Origin of the sequence: Bifidobacterium leontopitheci, assembly GCF_009193355.1 — a bacterium.
Classification (GTDB): Bacteria; Actinomycetota; Actinomycetes; order Actinomycetales; family Bifidobacteriaceae; genus Bifidobacterium; species Bifidobacterium leontopitheci.
The window spans coordinates 41574-63267 of sequence record NZ_WBVT01000012.1 but is presented as its reverse complement, the minus strand read 5'-3'; the positions used below and the strand labels follow the sequence as shown (position 1 = coordinate 63267).

The window sequence follows — 21694 nt, the reverse complement described above, 5'->3', positions numbered from 1 at the left end:
ACATGGCCGTTTCGCGAAAACCTATCGTTCGACCGTGCGACCAATCCGGGTGTGTCGCGCTGTCTAATCGGGGAAGCCGAGGTTTCTTCGGCCGTCGCTCAGCGTCCATAGATCCATGGGCGGGCGTCGAAAATCGCGGGCGCCCGCGTGATGCAAGGCGGCCGCCACCTGGTTGTAGTAACGGCGGAGCCGATGCTCGCTGTGCAAGGTGTTGGCCCAAGCGATGAGCGTCACCCAGTCGACCGCCGCCAGCTCGTTCATGCGGATCGTATCCGCCTCGTATTGGAACTCGTGTTGCTGCCCGTGGAACTCCATCGCCACGCCGTACTTCTCATAGGCCATGTCCAACCACGCATTCTTGGCGGAAGGGAGAACGACGTTATGGTTCACCTTGGGGTTGGGCAGTCCGGACTCCAGTGCGCCCAAGCGCAACAGCCCCTCGCTGGCGGAATCGGTATTGGGCTGTGAAAGCCGCAGCGCACGCCGGGCGGACTTGGCCCCGCTGATGCGCTTGCCATCGAAGAACGTCACAAGCTCGTCGTGACTGGTCACGCGCAGCTTGTCGTTGCGGCAGGTCATGCGGTCGGCGAGCAAGATGGTCTCCTTGAACAGCATGAACGGTTGCAGATGGGCGAACGTGGCCGCCGGCGACGTGCATATGATGCCGTCGATTTCGATAAGATTGGCCGGGTCCTCCAACGGTTTCCATATGTGGAATTCCGCGTAGGGGCGGCTGGGCACCTTCATCCTGTGCGGGATGCCTATGTGAAGGAGATCCGTGACCAGGACTCCGTGCGACGCCTCTATGCCCATGAGGGCCAAGGCGGTGGTCAGGACGAATATGGGCCGGTAGCCAAGGTCCTCGTGGACGAGCTGGCATTGCGACTGAATCGTTTGGCGTGTGTTCTGTGCGTGGTATTGCAGTATCGTCATGATGTCACGCTAGCGAAGATCGGCGCGGAAGGTCGCGAATTTCAGGTGATGTGGTCGGAGCTTAGGCATTTCGACACGCCGAGGGACGTCGCATGCTCGAGCGATACGGTATGCGGTTTCGGCGGAACATGGCCGTTTCGCGAAAACCTATCGTTCGACCGTGCGACCAATCCGGGCGTGTCGCGACGTGCTCGCGCTGTTCTTCTGGCTCGTCTGACGCGCTCGTCCAACAGCATGATTCCGCATCCCCTGTCACCCGCTCACATCCGCTAGTCAAACACCTCCACAATTGTTGCAATCCTGCCCTTTTCGCTGCCCTCCTTGTTCCCGCTACGGTGTATCTTGGAATCTGGTCTCGTCACTGTTTCTGAGATCGTTGTCAGGGTAGTAAAGAGAAGAATTGGTGGGTTATCTTGGCGCCTTTCATTGCTGATGAAGAGCGATATGCACTCATGTTCGCCGGTCAGGGGAGCGTGAACTGGAGCAGGATTCTGGAGGACGCCTGCGCCGACGCTGCAGTGAGCACAACCATCGACGATATGGTCCGCGGCTCCTACCGCGTGCTCGCCCCGGTCGCCACGCAGCTGCTGGCAGCCGGCCGCGAGGATTCCGGCATCGACGCGGTTTCCAGCGTCCCCGGCATCATCCGCGCGCAGGTCGCGCAGCTCGCCTACCTTGACCGGATCGTCTCGCTCGCCGACCATCAGCCGCAAACCGTGCTCGGCCACTCCCAGGGCGTGCTCGCCGCGCGCATCGCGCAGGCGTACCTCGACCATGACGCCGACGGCATGGCCCGCTACTACGCGCTCGCCCGCATCATCGGCGCGGCCGCGTCCCTGACCGCCCGCATGCTCGGCGCCGACGTCTGCACCGCCGACGGCTCGCCCATGCTCTCGGTCAAGGGCGTCGCCCAAGCCGACATCGAACGCATCACCGGAACCGCGGCCGCGGTCGTCAACGCGTGGGATCACGTCGTCTTCTCCGGTCTGCCGGCGTCCATGACTCAGCTGTCCGAGCGTATCGCCGGCATCAGGCGGCACCACGAACGCGAGATCGCCCTGTACGGTGGCGCCCCGTTCGAGCCGGTCGTCGAGTTCCTGCAGGTCGCGGCGCCTTTCCACTCGCCGCTCATGAAGCCGGCCGTCGACCGTGCCGTGACCTGGGCGGCCGCCTGCGGCCTCGACCAGACTGTCGCGCGCGAAATCGCCGAGCGCATCCTCACCGTCCCTGAACATTGGGATACGCAGGTCGACGCCGCGCTCGAGTCCGGCGCCCGCTGGTTCGTGGACCTCGGCCCCGGCAGCGTGCTCGGCGACATGACCGCAAGGCTCATTGAAGGCTCCGGCGCGGGCGTCATCGACGCCGGCGACCCGGCCGCCTGCGACCATATCGGCATGCCCGACTACGCGCCCAAGCCCGGCGCCGACTGGAGCGCGTTCGCGCCGAAACTCATCACCCTGCCGGACGGCCGCACGGTCGTCGACACCGCGTTCACCCGGCTCACCGGCCGCTCGGTCATCATGCTTGGCGGCATGACCCCCACCACCGTCGACCCCGCCATTGTGGCGGCTGCGGCCAACGCCGGCCACTGGGCCGAACTCGCCGGCGGCGGCCAGGTCACCAAAGACATCTTCTTCGACCACATGAGCAAGCTGCACGAGCAGCTCAAGCCGGGCATGGCCGTGCAGTTCAACGCCATGTTCATGAACCCGACCCTGTGGAAGCTGCATTTCGGCGTCAAGCGCATCGTGAGCAAGGCCCGCGCGGCCGGCGCGCCGATTGACGGCGTCACCATCTCGGCAGGCGTGCCCGAACGCGACGAAGCCGTGTCTCTGGTCAAGCGGCTCAACAACGAAGGCTTCCTCTACGTCTCGCTCAAGGTCGGCACGGCCAAGCAGATTCGGCAGGTGCTCGGCATCGCCGACGACCTGCATGCCGACGAGGCCACGAAGACCACGCGCATCATCCTGCAGGTCGAGGACGGCCGCGGCGGCGGCCACCACTCGTGGGAGAGCCTCGACGCGATGCTGCTCGGCCAGTACGCGGCCATCCGCCGCCGGCCCAACATCGTGCTCGCCGTCGGCGGCGGCTTCGGCACGCCCGACAAGGCCGCACGCTACATCACCGGCGCATGGTCGGCCCGGTACGGCCTGCGCGCGATGCCCGTGGACGCGGTGTTCGTGGGCACGGTCGCCATGACCGCCAAGGAGGCGCGCACCAACCCGGACGTCAAGCAGGCGCTCGTCGCCGCGTCCGGCACCGGACGGCAGAGCGACGCCGCGGCCTCCACGTGGGTGCGGCGCGGCCACAGCGCCGGCGGCGTCGCCTCCGGCATCAGCTCGCTGCACGCCGACCTCTACGAACTCGAGAACTCCGCCGCCGCCTGCGGTCGCCTGCTCACGCAGCTGACCGAGGCCAAGGACATCGACAAGGCCGTCGCCGCGCACCGCGACGAAATCATCGCGGCACTGAACAAGACCGCCAAGCCGTACTTCGGCGACGTGGCCGAGATGACGTACGCCGCCTGGCTGCGCCGCTACGTCGAACTCGCCTGGCCGTGGGCGGACGCCACGTACGCCGACCGGTTCGAGGCGATGGTCCGCCGTTGCGAACAGCGGTTCGTGGACCTCGACCACGGTGAGTTCACGCCGGTGATCGACCTGACCGCCGCCGCCGGCAATCCGCAGGCCGTCATCGCGGCCGTCGAACGCGAATACCCGCTCGCCGCGCGCGCCACCGTCGCCGACACCGACGTGGCCTGGTTCACCGAACTGTGCGACGGCGACGGCAAGCCGGTGCCGTTCGTGCCGGTCATCGACGCCGAAGTGTCCCGCCGCTGGGGCACTGACGCTATGTGGCAGTCGCAGGATCCGCGCTACACGGCCGATCAGGTGATCGCCCTGCCCGGGCCGCTGTCCGTCTCCGCCATCGACCGGGTGAACGAGCCGGTCGGCGACCTGCTCGACCGGTTCGAGGCCGGCTGCGTGGACGCGCTCGAAGCGGCCCACGTCACGCCAGTCGCGGCCATCGCCCGCCGCGCGGACAGCCGCACCGGCGAGCTCATGACCACGCCGGAGCAGGTCGTATGCTCCGAAAAACTGGTCGAACAGTACGGCCATCTGACAGCCGGCCTCACCTCACGGGTGAAGGACCGCGATGCCGTGCGCTTCGAGGCGGTGCCCGGCGCGGACGCCCCCGCCTGGCAGGTGACGGTCGCCCTCGACAACATGCACTGGGACGCCGTGGATGACGGCGCCGACCATTACGCCGTACGCCGGCTGGTCCGACCGATCAGCTTCAACCCGCTGGCCGCGAACGGCGCCTACCCGCTGGTCGAGGAGACGCTGCTCCTGCACGACATGATGGACTTCCTCTCGTCGGTCGCCGGCGAAGGCCAGCGCGACGTGTGCGGCAACCTCATCGCGATGCCCAAGCCACAGCCGTCCGAGCGGTCCCCGTTCGGCGAGCTCCACCGCCGGCTGCACGTGGACGACCTGCTCGGCGCCCAGCATTACGCCGCCACAATCGGACACCTGCCGGCCGACATGCTCCCCGCACAGGCGGTCCCGGACGCGCTCATGTGCCTAATGTGGCCGTCCATCTACGCCGCCGAAACGTCCGGGCACTCCGACGACGGCATCTCCTGGCTGGAATCGCTGCAGTTCTCCGTCCACCTCAACCACGAGATCCGCATCATCGACGGCGACACCTTCGACATCCTGCTCGACCGTTACCGGACCATGGAGGCGGCCGGCCGCAAGCCGTACCTCGACGCTGTCTCGTGGGCCGACCGTTCACTGGAGACCGCCAACGGCCGCACCTGCATCATCCACGCCGAGGTGACGCTGCGCTGCGAGGATGACGATGCTGCCGCCGCCCACGGTACCATCGAACTGACCGAACGGTTCATCTGCCCCCGACGCGTGTACGCCGACGCCCCCGCACCCGTCGCCACCCCGTACGGCGGCCTGCTCGCCGCGGAAGGCGAGCGCGAACTGCCGGCCTCCAGGCGGCTTCTTCGCCGCTTCCACGTCACCGCGCCGAGCGACATGACCGCGTTCGCGCAGGTCTCCGGCGACTACAATCCACTGCACAGCTCACGCATCGACGCGCAGACCGTCGGCTACGACATGCCGATCGTGCACGGCATGTGGCTGTCCGCGGTCGCCCAGCATGCCGTGAGTGCGCTCAACACGCTCGACGGCTCGCAGTACCGCATCGAAGGCTGGACGTACTCGATGTTCGCGCCCGTCCAGCTCGGCGACGACATCGAAATCAGCGTGGAACGCATCGGCCGCGCCTCCAACGGCCGCACGCTCCTCGAAGTCGTGTGCAAGGTCGGCGACCTGACCGTCTCGCGCGCCCGCGCCATCGCCAAGGCTCCCACCACCGCCTACGTGTTCCCCGGACAAGGCTCGCAGCGCAAGGGCATGGGCCTGGACGACCTCTCCCGTTCCGCCGCCGCACGCAAGGTGTGGGAGCGGGCCGACAAGCACACGCGGAACAAGCTCGGCTTCTCGATCCTCGACATCGTGCGCGACAACCCGCCGGCCGTCGTGGTCAAGGGCGTCGAATACCGCCACCCGGACGGCGTGCTCTTCCTCTCCCAGTTCACGCAGGTCGCGCTCACCGTGCTCGGCTTCGCACAGTTCGCGAAACTGCAGGCCGAACACGCGCTCGTCTGGGACGACTCGTACCTCGCCGGCCACTCGCTCGGCGAATATACGGCGCTGTCCGTCGTCGGTCACGCCTTCTCGCTGGAGACCGTCATCGACATGGTCTACCTGCGCGGCAACACCATGTACGAGCTGGTCGACCGCGACGAGACCGGCCGGTCCAACTACGGCATGGGCGCGCTGCGCCCCGTCCAGTTCGGCATCAGCGACGACGACGAAGTGGACGCGTACGTGCGCGGCCTGTCCGAACGCTACGGCGAGTTCCTGCAGATCGTCAACTACAACGTCTCCGGCTCCCAGTACGCGGTCGTCGGCACGCTGCGCGGCCTCGAGATCCTCAAGAAGGACGCCGAACGCCGCGCCCGCGAATACGGCGGCAAGCCTCCGTACATGCCGATCCCCGGCATCGACGTGCCGTTCCACTCGCGGATGATGCGCCCCGGCGTGCCGAAATACCGAGAAAAGCTCGAGGCGATGATCCCCGAGGACCAGGACTGCCAGGGACTCGTCGGCCGCTACATCCCGAACCTCGTCGCCCGCCCGTTCGCGCTCACCCGCGAATTCGCCGAAGCGATCCTCGAAGTCGCCCCCTCGCGCACGGTCAAGGAGGCGCTCGCCACCGACGAATCATGGTCCTGGTGGCAGAAGCGTCCGCAGCAGCTGTCGCGCATGCTGTTCATCGAACTGCTCGCCTGGCAGTTCGCCTCCCCGGTGCGCTGGATCGAAACGCAGCGGCTGCTGTTCACACCCAAGAACCGCGGCGGCCTCGGCGTCGGCCGGTTCGTGGAGATCGGCCTCGCCGCCGCCCCCGTGCTCGCCAACATGGCCGCCAAGACGCTCAAACTGCCCGAATTCGCCGACGCGCACGTGCAGGTGTTGAACGCGGAACGCGACGGCGACCGTCTGCTCGGCAACGACACCGACCCCGCGCCCGGCGTGCAGGAGGATGCGCCGGCGGCAGCTGACGTTGCTGAGGATAACGTTGCTGTTGCCGGCGGCGACGCGGCTGCCGCGGCGGCTCCAGCGGCCCCGACCGCCGCAGTGCCGGCAGCGTCCGCACCGGCCGCTCCGGTGACCGCCGCGCCTGCCGGCCCCGCGCCCGACCTGCCGTTCACCGCGGCCGACGCCGTGAAGGTCCTGCTCACGCTCGAAAACAAGATCCTGCCCGATCAGATCGGCGCATCCGACACGTTGGAGACCCTCACGAACGGCGTCTCCTCCAAGCGCAACCAGCAGCTCGTCGACATCGCCGCCGAGATCTCCGTGCCCTCGCTCGAAGGCGCGGCCGAAGCCGACATGGCCACGCTGGTCGGCATGGTCAACCATGCGGCCGGCGGCTACAAGCCGTTCGGCTCCGTGCTGCAGGAAGCCACGACCAGCGGCGTGCACGAACTGTTCGGCGCCGCGCACGTGCCGCTCGTCCACGTCGGCGAACGACTCAAGGCCCACTGGGGGCTCGACGGCGGCTGGACGTTCTGGACGCTCGCCGAACTGCTGCTCGGCAGCCGCGACGGCTCGTCGCTACGCGGCGGCGAACTGCGCACGCTCACGGGCATTCCGGCCAAGACGGCCGCCGCCGTCGACGCACTGATTGATGAGGCCGTGCAGGCCGTCGCCAAGGCGCACGACATCGCCATCGCCCCCGTCGCCGGAACCGCGGCGGCAGGCGGCGGCATGGTCGACTCCGCCGCGCTCGACGCCTACAAGGCGAGCGTCACCGGACCGGACGGCGTGCTCGCCACCGCCGCCCGCGACGTGCTGCACCGACTCGGCCTCAACGAACCGGCCACGCCGGCCGACGACGACGAGGCTCGCGCCAACGCCGCCGTGGTCGCACTCGTGGAGAAGGAACTCGGCTCCGACTGGTTCAAGCGCACCAAGCCGTCGTTCGACGCGCGCAAGGCCGTGCTGTTCGACGACCGCTGGGCGTCCGCGCGCGAGGATCTCGCCCGGTTGCGCGAGACCGCAGGGACGGACGCGGACGAGGTCGCCGGCAGCTTCGTCGGCGCCGGCAAGCCGGTCGCCGACCAGGCTCGCTGGTGGGCCGCCAAGAGCGAGCACGAAGGTCTGACCGACCTCGCCGCGCGATACCGCCGCATCGCAGTCGACGCCGAAAATGACGCCGCGACGCTGCCATACGACGGCAAGGTCGCGCTCATCACCGGCGCCACGCCGCGCTCCATCGCCGGCGCGGTCGCCGCACGGTTCCTCTCCGGCGGCGCCACGGTGATTATCACCGCCTCTCACATCGACTGGAAGCGCCTGCAGTTCGCGCGCGACGTGTACCGCACTCATGCGGCAGGCGACGCGAGACTGTGGCTCGTGCCCGCCAACCTCTCGTCCTATCAGGACGTCGACGCGCTCGTCGAGTGGGTGACCAGCGAACAGAAGCGCAGCATCGGCGCCGACAGCATCCTCCTCAAGCCGGCGCTCATGCCCGACTTCTTCATCCCGTTCGCCGCACCGCACGTCTCCGGCATGCTCGATCAGGTCGGCCCCGCCGCCGAACAGCAGATGCGACTGCTGCTGTGGAGCGTGGAGCGCGGCATCGCCGACCTCGCCCACGCCCGTGAGGACGTGGACGTGGCGCACCGCACGATGGTCGTGCTCCCCGGCTCCGGCAACCGCGGCGTGTTCGGCGGCGACGGCGCGTACGGCGAGGCGAAGAACGCCTTCGACGCCATCGAACGCAAGTGGAAGAGCGAACCGACCTGGCATGGCCGCATCCTGCTCGCGCAGCCGACCATCGGTTGGGTGCGCGGCACTGGACTCATGGCCCAGAACGATCCGCTCGTCAAGGCCGTGGAAGCCAAGGGCGTGCGCACGTACTCCACCGACGAGATCGCCGAAGAGCTCATGAAACTGACCACGCCCGAGTCGTTTGCGGCCGCGGCGAAGTCGCCCATCCACGCCAACCTGACCGGCGGCGTGGGCGAGGTGGACGTCGATCTCGCGCAGGTCACCAGCCAGTTCATCGAGGACTTCCGCAAGCAGCAGCAGGAAGCGAAGGCCGCCGCGGCCGCCGCTGCCGCCGAGGCCGAAGCCGACGGCAAGCCGGCCACGCTCAAGGCGCTGCCCGCGCCGGCAACCGCCGAAGTCGCGGCCAAGTCCGCTGCCGACCGCGTTGCGGCGGCCGAGGCTTGGGACGATGTTCGCACCGATCTGGACGATATGGTCGTGATCGTCGGCACCGGACTGATCGGGCCGTGGGGATCCGGCCGCACCGCCGCCGAAGCCGAACTGGGCATCCGCTACGACGGCACCGCCGACATGACCACGAACGGCGTCATCGAACTCGCCTGGTCCATGGGACTCATCACCTGGCAGGACAAGCCGAAGGCCGGCTGGGTGGACGCCAACGGCGACCTGATCGACGAGACGGACATCTACGAGCGCTTCCATGATGAGGTCGTCGCCCGCTGCGGCGTGCGCGAACTCGTCAAGGACGCCGAAATCGACCCCTCCGGCGACGAGACGCTGCCCGTCGTGTACCTCGACAAGGACGTGAACTTCAACGTGCCCGACCGCGAGCAGGCGGAAGCCTACCTGCGGTACGACCCGGAGAACACGGTCATTTTGCCCGACGAGACGACCGGCGAATGGACCGTCATCCGCAAGGCCGGCAGCAAGGTGCGCGTGCCGCGACGCCGCGCGCTCCTGCGCCACGTGGGCGCGCAGATCCCCGACGGCTTCGACCCGTCGCGCTGGGGCCTGCCCGCCGACATGATGGAAAGCCTCGACGAGGTCTCCCTGTGGAGCCTGTTCACCGCGGTCGACGCGTTCCTCGCCTCCGGCTTCACACCGGCCGAGATCCTGCAGACCATCCACCCGGCCGACTTCGCGTCCACGCAGAGCACCGGCATCGGCGGCGCACGCTCGCAGATGACCATGTTCGAAGAGACGCTCGGCGGCCACGACATCCCGCCGGATCTGTTCGCCGAAATCATGCCGAACATCATCGGCGGCCACGTCATGCAGTCGTATCTCGGCGGCTACGGCGAGATCAACACGCCGATCGGCGCGTGCGCCACCGCCGCGGTCAGCCTCGAGGAGGGCGTCGACAAGATCGCCCTGCACAAGGCCGACTTCGTGGTCACCGGCGGCTCCGACGACATCTCACGCGGCTCCGTCTACGGTTTCGGCAACATGAGCGCGACCGCTGACGACGCCGAACTCGCCGCAGCCGGCGTCGACACGCGGTTCATGTCGCGTCCGGACGACCGCCGACGCGCCGGGTTCATCGAATCGCAGGGCGGCGGCACCGTGCTCATCGCCCGCGCTTCGCTCGCGTTGCGGCTCGGTCTGCCGGTGCTCGGCGTGGTCGGCTACGCGCGCACGTTCGCCGACGGTGCGCACGCATCCATTCCCGCACCCGGCATGGGTGCGCTCGCGGCGGCGCGCGGTGGCCGCAAGTCGCAGCTGGTCCGCCAGCTCGCCGACCTGGGCCTTACCGCCGACGACATCACCGTCGTGTGCAAGCATGACACGTCCACCAACGCGAACGACGCGAACGAGTCGGAGATTCACCGCCGCATCGCCCATGCCATTGGCCGCACGACCGGCAACCCGCTGTTCGTGTTCTCGCCGAAGGCGCTCACCGGCCATGCGAAGGGCGGCTCCTTCGTGTTCCAGACCGCGGACATCATGCGCATGTTCCGCACCGGCTTGGTGCCGGCCAACATGTCGCTTGACTGCGTGGATCCGACCATGAGCCGTGACGACGAGCTCGTCTGGGTGCGCAACAAGCCGCTTGACCTTGCGGCGGCCGGCATTCCGGTGCGTTCGGTGATCGCCACGTCGCTCGGCTTCGGTCATGTCTCGTCGGTCGTCGTGTTCGTGAGCCCCGTCGCGTTCGAGGCGGCCGTGCTGCAGTCCGGGGATGACGCGGATGCCGGACGTGCGCTGCTCGACACATGGCTGGAACGCTCCGCGGCGCGTCTGGTCGCCGGCGCGAGGCGTCTCGACGCCGGCCGTCACGGCCACGCGCCGCTCTACGAGCCGATTGAGAACCGCCACTTCGCCAAGAAGGCTGATGGGGTTGGTGCTGCGGGTGTTGCGGGTGCTGGCGTAGCGGGTGCCGCTGCCGATCCGCACGAGACGGAAGCCGCCATGCTGCTCGACCCCGACGCCCGCCTCGGCGCCGACGGCCTCTACCACTGAGACTCGGGCTCCGGTAGAGGGGCCCATTCTCGGCCCCTCGGTGGAGGGTTAAGGACTGTCCTGCTCCTCGGCCCCCTCGGTGGAATGCTGGAGGAGTGACCGGCCCCTCGGTGGAGGGCTAAGGACTGTCCTGCTCCTCGGCCCCCTCGGTGGAGGGGGCTGGCACGGCCAAAGGCCGTGACTGGGGGAGCGTCACCCGTTTGCGGACCACCCCCAGTCAGCTTCGCTGACAGCCCCCGCCAGCGGGGTAGGGAACGGGACTCGCTCCCGCTGGCGGGAGCTGGCGAGCGTAGCGAGTCTGAGGGTGGTCACCCGCAGACAACAAGCACACATCCTCTCAAGGAACATCCATGGGAACAACGAACACGAAACGAACGAACAAGAAGCAGTCCAGCGACGGCAGCATCAACATCCGCGCGGTCCTCGCGGTGCTGGTAATCATCTATCATTCGTCGATGATTTACACCTACCCTGGGCGCGCATACGTCACGCATCGGCATCTCGCCATCGGCGGCCCCGGCACCCCGGTTGCCGCGGTGATCGGCGTGAGCTTTGTCTCCATGATGCCGCTGTTCTTCGCGCTCGCCGGCTCCAGCATGGTGTACACGCTGCGCAAGTCCACCAGCTACGCTGTGCTGTTGCGCAAGAAGTTCTACCGGCTTGTCATCCCGTGGCTGTTCATCGGACTGTGCTGGTCGATTCCGCTGCGGTTCGCCGCGCATCACCCGCAGTTCAAGGGGGTTTCGTTCGGACGAATCCTGTGGGAGACGTTCATCACCGGCAACTTCTCCGACAACCTGTGGTTCCTGCAGGTCCTGTTTCTTATGTACGTGGTGATGGGACTGCCGTACCATCTTTTCAAGCTCACCGACCGCGGCGACATTGCGGCCGTGGTATGGGCCGTGATTGTGTTCGCAGCGGCCGTTCTCGGCGGTCATGCGCTCGAGGCGCATAACGCGACGAGCAAAGCGGTGTCGTCGTTCATCGCCTACCTGCCGTTCTTCGTAGCCGGACTCCTGCTGCACCGGCAGCAGGACCGGCTCCGCGAGGCTTGGGTATCGTTGAGGGTGCGGATTGCCATCATTGTCGTGTTAGCGGTCGTGTACGCGGCGACGGTCGTCATCGCGCTGCGCGGTGCCGACGGTCTGACAATCATGTATGCGCGGTCAATCGCCTGCATGCCGGTGCCGATCGCCATCGCCATGCTCATCCCCAAGCGCACCAACTGGCTGCTCAAGACCATCGGCAAGAACCTCATGGCTCTGTACTTGATGCATTTGCCGCTCGCGTATCTGTCGTTCGCCTACTGGCCGGACATCAACCCCGCGCTCATGCTCGCCATCAACATCGTCGGATTCGCGACCGTGGTGATGCTGATCGCCGAACTGCTGCGACGGCTCGGACTCGGCGTACTGCTTGGTGAGAAAGGCTACAACTGGAAAACCTTGCTCGGTGGCGCAGATTCCGCTGCATCAGGCACCGCAGGCGCCGGTTCCGCCACGGGTGAGGCTCCCGCCACGGACGAGATTCCCACTGCGGGCGAGGTCCCCGCTGCAGGTGAGCCCCCCACTGCAGGTGAGGCCCCCGACCCCACCCAACGCCCCTAACCGTCACTCTGCTCGCCCTTGCACGGTGACGCGCGCCTGAAACCCCAGTGTTTCCAAGGGGTTCGGGAGGTGCGTCACTCTGATCGGGCGAGCAGAGTGACGTTAGTCGTTGAAGGTTGTCCGGCATTCTACACCGGCCGGTATCGTGCTTCGGGGCGCCGACGTACTAGGATGGGCGTAGACGCCGCAACGCCTGATGGCTCTATCGAAGGGACGATCATGACACTTCACCAATCCGGAGCCACCGATTCGGTAGATTCCACCGCGTCGCCGCAACCGCTCAGCCGCCGCCGTCCGTCGGTATTGGCCGGCATACTGGCCGCCGCCGCGCTCCTGCTGCCCGCAATCCCGCCGGCCCACGCGGCCGACACCGCAACGACATCATCCCAGCCCATCGACGTCATCATCGGCGACAGCAGCGCCACGAACTTCGCGCAGGGTGTCGCCGCCGAACAGCGCTGGACCAAGCTGTTCGCCGATGCGGACGGCGCTCGCGAGCTCAACGTGGCCGTCGGCGGCACCGGTTTCGTGGTCGGGGGAGCGAACACGTTCGACAAGCAGCTCGACCGTGTGCTCGACCAGCTGGACGCCGAGCACATCGGTCACGACCGTGTACGCCGCGTCTTCGTGGTCGGCGGCGGCAACGATGTCGCACGAAATCCCGACATCACCCGGCTCATCACGGCGTCCAGTGCGCTCACTGGTCGTGTGAAAGCCGAATTCCCCAAGGCGCAACGGCTCTACATCCCCGACGCCTCGCCGGCCACCAAGCTGATGCTCGCCGCATACGGCAGGGTCAAACCGTTCATGCCGTACATGTTCCTCAACATGCAAGCGCGCGGGTTCCAATACGAGAAGAACTGGTACGCGTGGCTGCCGAACGCCGAATCCCATGGCTACGCGGTCGCCGACAACACGCATCTCAGCGTCGCCGGGCACAACGAGATGGCTCACATGGTCGCCGGTTGGGTGAACTCGCTCGACGGCCCCAAAGTGAGCGGCGACATTCCGGAATACGAGACTGCCGAGACTGCCGACGACGTGTCCGTACGCTTCCAGGCGGACGGCGGTACCGGCATGATCGACCGGCTGACCGACAGCGCCGGCGATACGGTCACGCTGCCGTCCGGCGGTTTCACGCAGTCCCGGCAGCGCATCGTCGCGTGGAACACGGCCGCCGATGGGTCCGGCACGTCGTACCGTCCGGGGGCGTCAGTGACGTTGCCGTCGCATTCGCTGATGCTGTACGCGCAGTGGGGCACGGACAAGGCGGCAGCGACCCGTGCCGCGAAGGCCGCAGAGACGAGCTCCCGGCCGCTGCATCTGGCTGCCATCGGCGGTGTCGCCGTATTGGCGGCCACTGCGACCGTGTTGGTGACGGTCCACCGCCGTCGTGGACGCCGTGTCTCGTCGCAATCCCTCTGATCCCGGTTTTCTCCCATCTGAGGTGGATGGAAACGGGCCAACCTCGGGAGTCCTGACAGCCAACTCCCGGTTTTCTCCCGTTTCCAGTCTTTCGGATGGGAGAAAACCGGGAGTAGGCCGGAATCGGATATACCTACTCCCGGATTCCTCCCATCCGAAGGGTTAGAAATGGGAAGAATCTAGGAGTATGAGTCGGCACGGGACGTCCTACTCCTTGATTTCTCCCATTTCGGGTCTTCTGAATGGGAGAAATCAAGGAGTAGCGGCCGTATCGCCGCGGTCACTCTCGCCGGCCGCCACCCCATCATCGGCCGTCGCCCATACGAACAGCGGCAGCGCAAGGAACGCGTACGCTTCGAACTGCGCGTACAGATACACCAGCAACAGCAGCCAGCACACCGTCAACCAGCTCCACGCATGATGCCGCGTCACATGCCAGACCAGCAGCGCCACGGCCGCCACAAACAGCACCAATCCGAACTCGGTGACGAACGAGCTGTAGGCGTTCATCGTGAACGCGTTGCCCGCACGGTTCGTGGTCGGCCCGAGCGGATCGGCCAGCTCGCGCAGCTCGTCGGTCATCGTGCCGCCATGCCCCTGGTACCAAGCCAGCGTGCCCGCATAGCCGCGCCGCATCGCCTCGCCCAAGTTGCCGGCACCGAAGCCGAACAGCAGATGCCACACGTCGTTCGCTCCCGCCTCCAGCGGCGCGAGCGAACGGAACATGCGCGCCGACATCGACGCATCCCCGGCAAACAGTCCAGACGACAGCAGCGACTGCAACCGCGGCTGCGTCACGAACGCCGCCACGCCGCCGCCCACGCCCACGCACGCAAACCCGGCCGTGACGGCCATCAGCCGCCGGTCATGCAGCAGCCGCCCCCACGGGAACGCGGCGACGAACCACAGCACCGCGGCCGCCGCCGTGTCGATCACGATGCGCACGCCCGCCCCCATCACCAGCGAACCGGCCGCGAACACGCCGATCAGCACCGGCAGCCGACGGTCGCGCGTCAGCCAGTACACAGGCAGCAGCACGCCGTACAGGTGCATGCCGATGTAGCTCGGCTCGGCGAACAGGAACTGCGGCCGCGACACGAAATACTGCCGCAGATACAGCTGCATGAGCGGATCGCGCCACCGCGAGATGTTCAGGTGCCCAGGCTGGCAGACCCACGTGAACACGCCGAACAGGAACGCCACTCCATAGGCGGCGGCCAGGGCAGTCACCATCGCGCGCGGACTCAGCCGTTTTGCATCCAGCGCGATGCCCAGCGAGGCGAGCGTCGCCACCGCGAACAGCAGCGCGAGCACCGTGCGCGTCAGGTACACGCCGTTGACACCGATGGTCAGCCAGCCGAACACGCTGACCAGCAGCATCGCGCCGACCAGCGGCAGCACCGCCGGATGCCGCTGGAACATGAGCGGGAGCCGCCGCGCGTTGCACACCGCGTACAGCAGGAACAAAACCGGCGCGATCGGCGACCAGTACGGCATCTGCACGCCGAATACCGTGCCGTCGACCGGCATGAGGGCGAGCGCCGCGTACCAGAGCACGTCCGTGAGGTCGCGCATGGTCGGGGCGTGCGGGGTGGATGTTGCGAGAAGCGGCGCACCGGCTGCCGGTCGTGCGGTGAGACGGCCATCGTGACGGCCGTCTCGACTGGGGTCACTATCGTTGCGCTTGTGACGGATACGACGGTTCAGGTTTCGGCTGGTAAGGCTGTGAGCGGCGTGCATCACCAAAACAGCGTCCTTTTCTTTTTGACGGTTCCGGTATCGTTCGCATGCTTGGCGGTGCCGCGTACGTTGGCGGCGGACTGGCTGTCCGCGGAGTCGTCGGCCTGCGGGGTGAGCGTGATTGTCGGGATGGCCAGCGGCGGCAGGTCTGGGATCACAGGGACTTGCGGTTCGCTCGGGTTCGGTGGGAATGCTGAGTCTGCTGGCGTCAATCCGGTCGGTGCCGGGTCTTGGTCGGTATGACGGTGACGGCCGTGCGGCGGCTGGGGTGGCGTCGGAATCGTCGGCCACGGCTGGTGCGAAGTCGTCATGAATTGTGCCGGTGCCGACTGGGTGGCTGCCGTAGGCTGGGCGTCCGCATCTGGACCAAGCGAGATGTCGGGGATTAGCCGGCCATGCGGGGAGCCGTCAGCGTCAGCAGCGGCAGTACCATCATCGCCGATGTCCGGCAGGGAGGGGATGTCGACGAACGTGACGGAACCGGCGAACGCGTGCGTGGCGTCCGCGGCCGGTTCGGCGGCGTTGCTGGCTGGGTTGGCGGCGGCCATGATGCGTTCGACCGCCTGCGCGATGGCCAGGTAGGCGTCGACGTACGCCGACTGCTCCTGATGGTATGGGTCTGCGATTTCGTCGGCTTCCGGCAGCGTCGGCCTCAGCAGGGGTGCATCGGCGATGACCGAGGCGAGGCGTTCGGATGCGGTGCGTCCTTCCGGGCCGCCCTGCGCGACATCGGCGTCGCACATGTTCGCGAAATCGGTGATCAGGAACGTGCGCTGGATGGCGGTCGGATTGTCCTGAAGGATGTCCGCCATCAGCCCATGGGTGAAGCACAGCACCAGGTCGGCGTTGCCGATGATGTCGCGCGAACATATGGTGGAGTGGAATCCCGAGGCGTCGATGCCATGCCGTTCGAGCAGGCCGTTACACGTCTGGTCGATGGTGCGTTCGGGGAGGCGCAGCGTGCCGGCGCTGGAAACGGTGATGTCGGTCAGATGCCGTTGGCCGGCCTCATGACGGATCAGGTATTCCGCCATCGGCGAACGACAGATATTGCCGGCGCAGACAGTGACGATATGCATGGCATCAAGTCCTTTCCATCAAGAGGTCCCAACCGCTTCGCCCATCATAATACCGGTATTTGCCGGGTTGTGACGCCGCGTCACCGTGCGTGGGAGGGGAAGGATGGGCAACGTTCCTGCACAATGTGTCACGCTGCTTGCCCTTGCACAGTGACGCGCGCCTCGCATCCCTTGGAAACACTGGGGTTGTGATGCTGCGTCACTGTGCAAGGGCGAGCAGAGTCACAGTGGATATCCCACATGGTGACGCGCCACCGTGCGAGCGTGTGGGCGGGCGCGGTGACGCAGGGCATAAAAAAGGCAGGGCCGAAACCCTGCCTCTTCATTATCGGCCGAAGCCGACAATCAGCTCAGCTCAGTGACGCTGCTGCTTGCGGACCACCAGCATGGCGACTGCGGCGAAGGCCAGCAGCACCGCGGCGATGCCGTACGCGAACACGGAAGCACCGGTCTTGGCGGTGCCTTCGGTCTTGGCGCCCGTGGTGGTGCCGGCGGTCTGGCAGGAGCCAGTGGCCGGGACGTTCACGGAGCCGCTGTACTGCGGCAACACCGGGGACAGGTCGGCGGAAGCGACCTGCGCGTCGGTCAGCTCGCCGTTGTTGGCGCCGCTGACCTGGTTCTTGCCGAGGTGCACGTTGTAGTTCAGCACGGTGGCCTTGCAGGTCGCGTCCTGCTTCAGCTTGATCGTGAAGTTCACGACCGGGGCTTCCTTGGTGACGTGACCGGCGTAGTAGTACTCGGCGTTCTCGATGGACGCGGCCGGCACGACCTGCGCGACCAGCTCGGAGTCCGCCTCGATGTAGACGTACTCGCCGTACTTCTCAATATCCTGCGGATCAAACGTGATGGTACCGGTGGCGGTGGTGCCGCTCACAGTGACCTTGGCACCGTACGAATCATCGGCCATGGCATTGGCCGTACCGAAACCGACGAACGCGACAAGGGCAGTGAGCGCGGCGAACAGCGCGACTACTTTCTTCTCCAGCTCTTTCATCTTTCCTCCAAACTCGGATGAGTCAACTGAAAATCAACCCGAAGTCATTCTGGAATAGGGTAGGTGTTCCTTCCCGTTACAACTGCTCACTATACACCTCGAGGTGACTTTTCCAAGGGATGAGACGGCTTTATGAACAATGGTGACGGTTCCGGCGGAAAGTACGTTGCCGGCGGCCGGACGTTGTGAACGTGAACACGACGAATCCGTTGCGTTGCAACGGTTCCGACGGATTCGGCGATGTTCGCCGGCGTATCGTCAGGCCGTAGTTGGCCTGACCGTCGCCGTCGGTCCGCCGGCCGCATCCCCGCAATCCTTGGCGAAGCGGTAACAATGGCGACACATTGCAGTCGTTTTCCGCGCGGTCGGAGCCGGTCCGTAGGCCGAAACGTCACCGGGAATTCATGTTGCGTACGCTTCGGCATAACGTTGCGCGCGGACGTGCACTTCCCGCAGGACGGTCCGTTGTTGAATATGGCGGGGAACCGTCCATAATAGAGTATGTTCAGTGACCGCTGTCGCCGCAGCGGACGGAAACCACGATTGTTGATGAAGCAGGGGCGGATGATGAGCGAACATGATGATTGGATCACCGGCGGCACCCACGCCGTGAACGGCGCCGACCGATCCGGTTCCCAGACCGAGGGCGAGTCAGGCGGCCAGACCGGCGGGGCGAGCCAGGATTATCTGGGCGGACCCGCATGGGACATCCCCGACCTGACGTTCCCTTCGCTGAGCGGCGGCTCCGACCATTCCAGCGATGATGTGCCGGTGTTCAGCCTCAAAGGCTCGTCCGATTCGCTTGAAACCAGCCGTCCGGCGCACACGACCGCGGCCGATCCGCTCGGACTCGAGGACGTTGCCGATCCGACCGCCGAAGAGGAGAAGGCGAAGGCCGAACGCGACGCCCGCACGGTCGAGGCGACGGCGGCCAACCAGCCGAAGGGCAACAACGACGTGACGATGGTGCTCCAGCCAATCGTCGAGCCGATTCCGTCGCCCCAGCCGGTCAGCCTCAACGCGGCCGGCGAAACCGTGCCGCTGCCACCGCATGACGCCGCCCGGCCGCAGTCGGACGCACAGCCAGCGGACGCCGCGGCGTCCGGCAAGGGCAAGAAGGGCGGGCCGCACGGCAAGCGTCCGCTCATCATCGGCGGCGTCGTGGTCGTCGTGGCCGCCGTGGCGATCGCCGGCGGCGTGCTGTGGTGGCGTCACCAGCAGAGCCAGCAGCAGACCGCGCAGGCGGTCAGCGTGTGCGAGCAGGCGGCGAACAAGGCGAACAGCGCGTCCAGCAAGCTGCAGAAGGCGCTGTCCGATGCGAAGACCGCCCAGCAGACCGGCAGTGACCAGGTTGCGGACGCCGGCGTGCTTGATACGCTCAACAGCGCCGTGACCAAGGCCGAGGCGCTCAAGAGCCCGGCCTCCTGCGATGCGTCGCTCGGCGTCGCCGCACTCGAGACCAACGCCAAGACCAACACCAAACTGACGTCTTCCCTGACCGACGCCGCCACGTCAGTCACGTCCGCGACGAAGGCCGTCACCGACAGTGCGAAGGCGAAGACGGATTCCGTCAAGCAGCAGCTGCAGACCGCCATCAGCGACGCGCAGAAGCTGTACGATTCCAGCGCCGGCGCAGTGCTCGACGAGTCGACCCGCGCCAAGCTGCAGGTCGCGATCGACAACGCGAGCAAGTACTGGCAGGAGGATACGCCGGACTTGGCGTCCATGCAGACCGCCATCACCGACCTGCAGACGGCCAGCGAAGCGGTGAACGCGTCAATGAGCGCGTACGAGGAGCAGCAGCGGCAGTACTACTACTATCAGCAGCAACAGCAGCAGAACCAGAACAACGGCACGGGGACCGGCGACGGCACGGGGACCGGGACCGGCACTGGTGACGGAACCTCGAACGGTGACGGCACGGGTACCGGCGATGGCACGGGTACCGGAACCGGAACCGGTGCCTCGAACGGTGACGGCACCGGTTCGCAGGTCGGCAACGGCGGCGGCAACACGACACAGCCGACCCGCCCCCAGTGACGTAACCGGCATTGACGTAACCGTAACCGTCGGCCTGCGTCGACCATCTCGTGTGACGGCGGCCGCGCTCCCCAACCAGAGCGCGGCCGCCGTCGTTGTAAACCGACCGTACTCTAATCGTTTCTATGGGTACGTTCCGTTTTCTTTTCTCGACGGAACGTACTCTAACGACCGCTTCGAGTACGCTTCGTTGGGAAAACATGACGGAACGTACTCGGAACCGACTCTACGAGTACGTTCCGTTCAACAAAGATCAACGGACCGTACTCGTAGACGTGATTAGAGTACGTTCCGTCAGGAATTAATAACGGACCGTACTCGTGCGGACCCTACGGGTACGGTCCGTTAGGAAAAGAAAACAGAACGTACTCTGAACGTCGCTTCGAGTACGCTTCGTCGGGGAAATATGACGGAACGTACTCGGAACTGACCTACGGGTACGGTCGGTTAGGAAAATCACGACGGACCGTACCCGAATGGACCCTACGGGTACGGTCGGTCGAGAACAGAAAACGGAACGTACGCGTAGCGGCTGGAGACACGGCAGCGGTCCGAGATAACGAAAAGGCGGTGTGCATCCCGTTGCGAGATGCACACCGCCTGTAACTGCGAACAGTCAGATCAGTAGTTGCTGTTAGCCACCCAGTAGGCGTAGGCGGCGGTGATGGAGCCGTACCGCTGGTTGCAGTAGTTCACGAACCACTTGAACTGCGTCTGGTAGTTGGTCCGCCAATCGGCGCCCGCGGACGCCATCTTGTTGCCCGGGTACGCCTGCGGCAGGCCATACGCGCCGGACGTCGGGTTGGTGGCGTTGGTCTGCCAGCCGGACTCGTGGTTGATGATGTAGTTGGCGGCGGTGAAGTCGGCCTCCGTGTAGCCGTTCTGGATCAGCCAGTCGTGGGCCCACTGCTGCTTCTCGCCGGCGGGAACGGTGTCGCCGAGCGTGTTCGCCGCGGCTTCGGCGGCGGAGCCGGTGCCGACGAGGATGACCTTATCGACCGGCTGCTTCTTCACGTACGAGGTGAACACGTTGGACGAGACGACCTTGCTGCCGGAACGGGTGACGAGGCTGGTCGTCTCCATGACGCCGTTCTGGCCTTCGGTCTGCACCTTCTCCTCGCCCTGCGGCAGGTCGGTGGTCTCCTTCTTGACAACGGAGAAGGCGATCGGCGTATCGGAGATCTCGGTCTTAGTGTCCGCGCGGGAGATGGTGATGACGGTGGACTCGTCGACCTTGGCGGTCAGCGCGGGGGAGACGGAGTCCTCCGGCTCGAGCGTGATGTTGCCGGCGTCGAGCACGGACTTGACCGTGGTGAACTTGGTGCCGAGCACGACGCGCGACTTGCCGTTGATCTTGACCGTCACATAGCTGGTGTCGCCGTTCGCGCCGCGCAGGTCGGAACGGGTGGTGCCACGAGAGACCGTGGTGTCGGACAGGCCGGATGTCGAGGATTCCGCCACTTTGGAGGTGCGGCCGTTGCCCACGTAGAAGTTGCGGGACGCGATGCCCGCCGTGGCAATCAGGATGATCGCCGCCATGACCGCCACGATGCGAATCCACTGCCGCTTGCTCAGCGACAGCAGCGTGGGTGCATGTGCTTTGCGATGACTGGCCATTATGCTCCTTGATAGACGTACAGAACTCAGTGCTGTGGCGGCTGCGGATGCACGCGCATGAACGCCTCTGCCGCGGTGTGCCGACGCCGCCGGCGTCGCACTGGAAGGCACACACTGCAATACAGTCTAGCTCAGGGCCTGACGGAAGGGAAATCCAAGCATATGGAGGACCGATTCCGCCCTGTCTGCAGGTGAATATGCGGGTGACCACCCTCAGTCAGCTACGCTGACAGCTCCCGCCAGCGGGAGCGTTGTTCTTGTTCCGCTTTGCCTGTGGGCGAGTGTGCGGGTGACCACCGTCAGCCGGCTTCGCTGACAGCTCCAGTCAACGGAAGTGTTTCTCTTGTTCGCTCCCGCTGGCGGGAGCTGTCGAGCGAAGCGAGACTGAGGGTGGTCACCCGCCAAAGCCTACGGACTGTCGGC

At 66.2% G+C, this 21694-nt stretch carries 9 protein-coding genes; 4 read left to right on the top strand and 5 right to left on the bottom strand.

Annotated elements, in window-relative coordinates; genetic code table 11:
- Nucleotides 1–63: 63 nt before the first annotated feature.
- Nucleotides 64–933, bottom strand: a complete 870-nt coding sequence (locus F7D09_RS05470; RefSeq protein ID WP_152234403.1) for a DUF559 domain-containing protein — start codon at nucleotides 931–933, stop codon at nucleotides 64–66.
- A 452-nt stretch (nucleotides 934–1385) separates the two neighbouring features.
- Here F7D09_RS05470 and F7D09_RS05465 point away from each other — a divergent pair, with 452 nt between their 5' ends.
- The 3 genes from F7D09_RS05465 (at nucleotide 1386) to F7D09_RS05455 (ending at nucleotide 13801) form a co-directional block, all read left to right on the top strand.
- Entirely contained in the window at nucleotides 1386–10769 is a 9384-nt protein-coding gene (locus tag F7D09_RS05465; protein WP_152234402.1) for a type I polyketide synthase, read from the top strand.
- Nucleotides 10770–11119: 350 nt separating this feature from the next.
- Nucleotides 11120–12376: an acyltransferase family protein gene (locus tag F7D09_RS05460; RefSeq protein ID WP_152234401.1), complete on the top strand. Its 1257-nt coding sequence runs from the start codon at nucleotides 11120–11122 to the stop codon at nucleotides 12374–12376.
- 219 nt (nucleotides 12377–12595) lie between these two features.
- A complete protein-coding gene (locus tag F7D09_RS05455; protein ID WP_152234400.1) occupies nucleotides 12596–13801 on the top strand; it encodes a GDSL-type esterase/lipase family protein in 1206 nt (401 codons plus the stop codon).
- 252 nt (nucleotides 13802–14053) lie between these two features.
- Here F7D09_RS05455 and F7D09_RS05450 read toward each other — a convergent pair whose 3' ends face one another.
- The 3 genes from F7D09_RS05450 to F7D09_RS05440 all read right to left on the bottom strand — a co-directional run bounded on the left by F7D09_RS05450 (nucleotide 14054) and on the right by F7D09_RS05440 (nucleotide 17614).
- Nucleotides 14054–15376 carry a hypothetical protein gene (locus F7D09_RS05450; RefSeq protein ID WP_152234399.1) on the bottom strand — a complete coding sequence of 441 codons (1323 nt, stop codon included), beginning with the start codon at nucleotides 15374–15376 and terminating at the stop codon, nucleotides 14054–14056.
- Nucleotides 15377–15540: 164 nt separating this feature from the next.
- Nucleotides 15541–16620 carry an arsenate reductase/protein-tyrosine-phosphatase family protein gene (locus F7D09_RS05445; RefSeq protein WP_152234398.1) on the bottom strand — a complete coding sequence of 360 codons (1080 nt, stop codon included), beginning with the start codon at nucleotides 16618–16620 and terminating at the stop codon, nucleotides 15541–15543.
- 355 nt (nucleotides 16621–16975) lie between these two features.
- A complete protein-coding gene (locus tag F7D09_RS05440; protein ID WP_152234397.1) occupies nucleotides 16976–17614 on the bottom strand; it encodes a hypothetical protein in 639 nt (212 codons plus the stop codon).
- Between the two features lie 564 nt (nucleotides 17615–18178).
- Here F7D09_RS05440 and F7D09_RS05435 point away from each other — a divergent pair.
- Entirely contained in the window at nucleotides 18179–19654 is a 1476-nt protein-coding gene (locus F7D09_RS05435) for a hypothetical protein (RefSeq protein ID WP_152234396.1), read from the top strand.
- 621 nt (nucleotides 19655–20275) lie between these two features.
- Here the strand turns inward: F7D09_RS05435 and F7D09_RS05430 are convergent.
- Complete coding sequence (locus F7D09_RS05430; RefSeq protein ID WP_152234395.1) at nucleotides 20276–21271, bottom strand: aggregation-promoting factor C-terminal-like domain-containing protein; 996 nt, start codon at nucleotides 21269–21271, stop codon at nucleotides 20276–20278.
- Between the last annotated feature and the right edge of the window lie 423 nt (nucleotides 21272–21694).

What these genes read in the sequence shown, in the direction of transcription:
- F7D09_RS05470 (WP_152234403.1), bottom strand. Translation starts at nt 933, where the DNA reads ATGACGATACTGCAATACCACGCACAGAACACACGCCAAACGATTCAG.
- F7D09_RS05435 (WP_152234396.1), top strand. Translation starts at nt 18,179, where the DNA reads ATGATGAGCGAACATGATGATTGGATCACCGGCGGCACCCACGCCGTG.
- F7D09_RS05440 (WP_152234397.1), bottom strand. Translation starts at nt 17,614, where the DNA reads ATGAAAGAGCTGGAGAAGAAAGTAGTCGCGCTGTTCGCCGCGCTCACT.
- F7D09_RS05460 (WP_152234401.1), top strand. Translation starts at nt 11,120, where the DNA reads ATGGGAACAACGAACACGAAACGAACGAACAAGAAGCAGTCCAGCGAC.
- F7D09_RS05445 (WP_152234398.1), bottom strand. Translation starts at nt 16,620, where the DNA reads ATGCATATCGTCACTGTCTGCGCCGGCAATATCTGTCGTTCGCCGATG.
- F7D09_RS05430 (WP_152234395.1), bottom strand. Translation starts at nt 21,271, where the DNA reads ATGGCCAGTCATCGCAAAGCACATGCACCCACGCTGCTGTCGCTGAGC.
- F7D09_RS05450 (WP_152234399.1), bottom strand. Translation starts at nt 15,376, where the DNA reads ATGCGCGACCTCACGGACGTGCTCTGGTACGCGGCGCTCGCCCTCATG.
- F7D09_RS05455 (WP_152234400.1), top strand. Translation starts at nt 12,596, where the DNA reads ATGACACTTCACCAATCCGGAGCCACCGATTCGGTAGATTCCACCGCG.
- F7D09_RS05465 (WP_152234402.1), top strand. Translation starts at nt 1,386, where the DNA reads ATGTTCGCCGGTCAGGGGAGCGTGAACTGGAGCAGGATTCTGGAGGAC.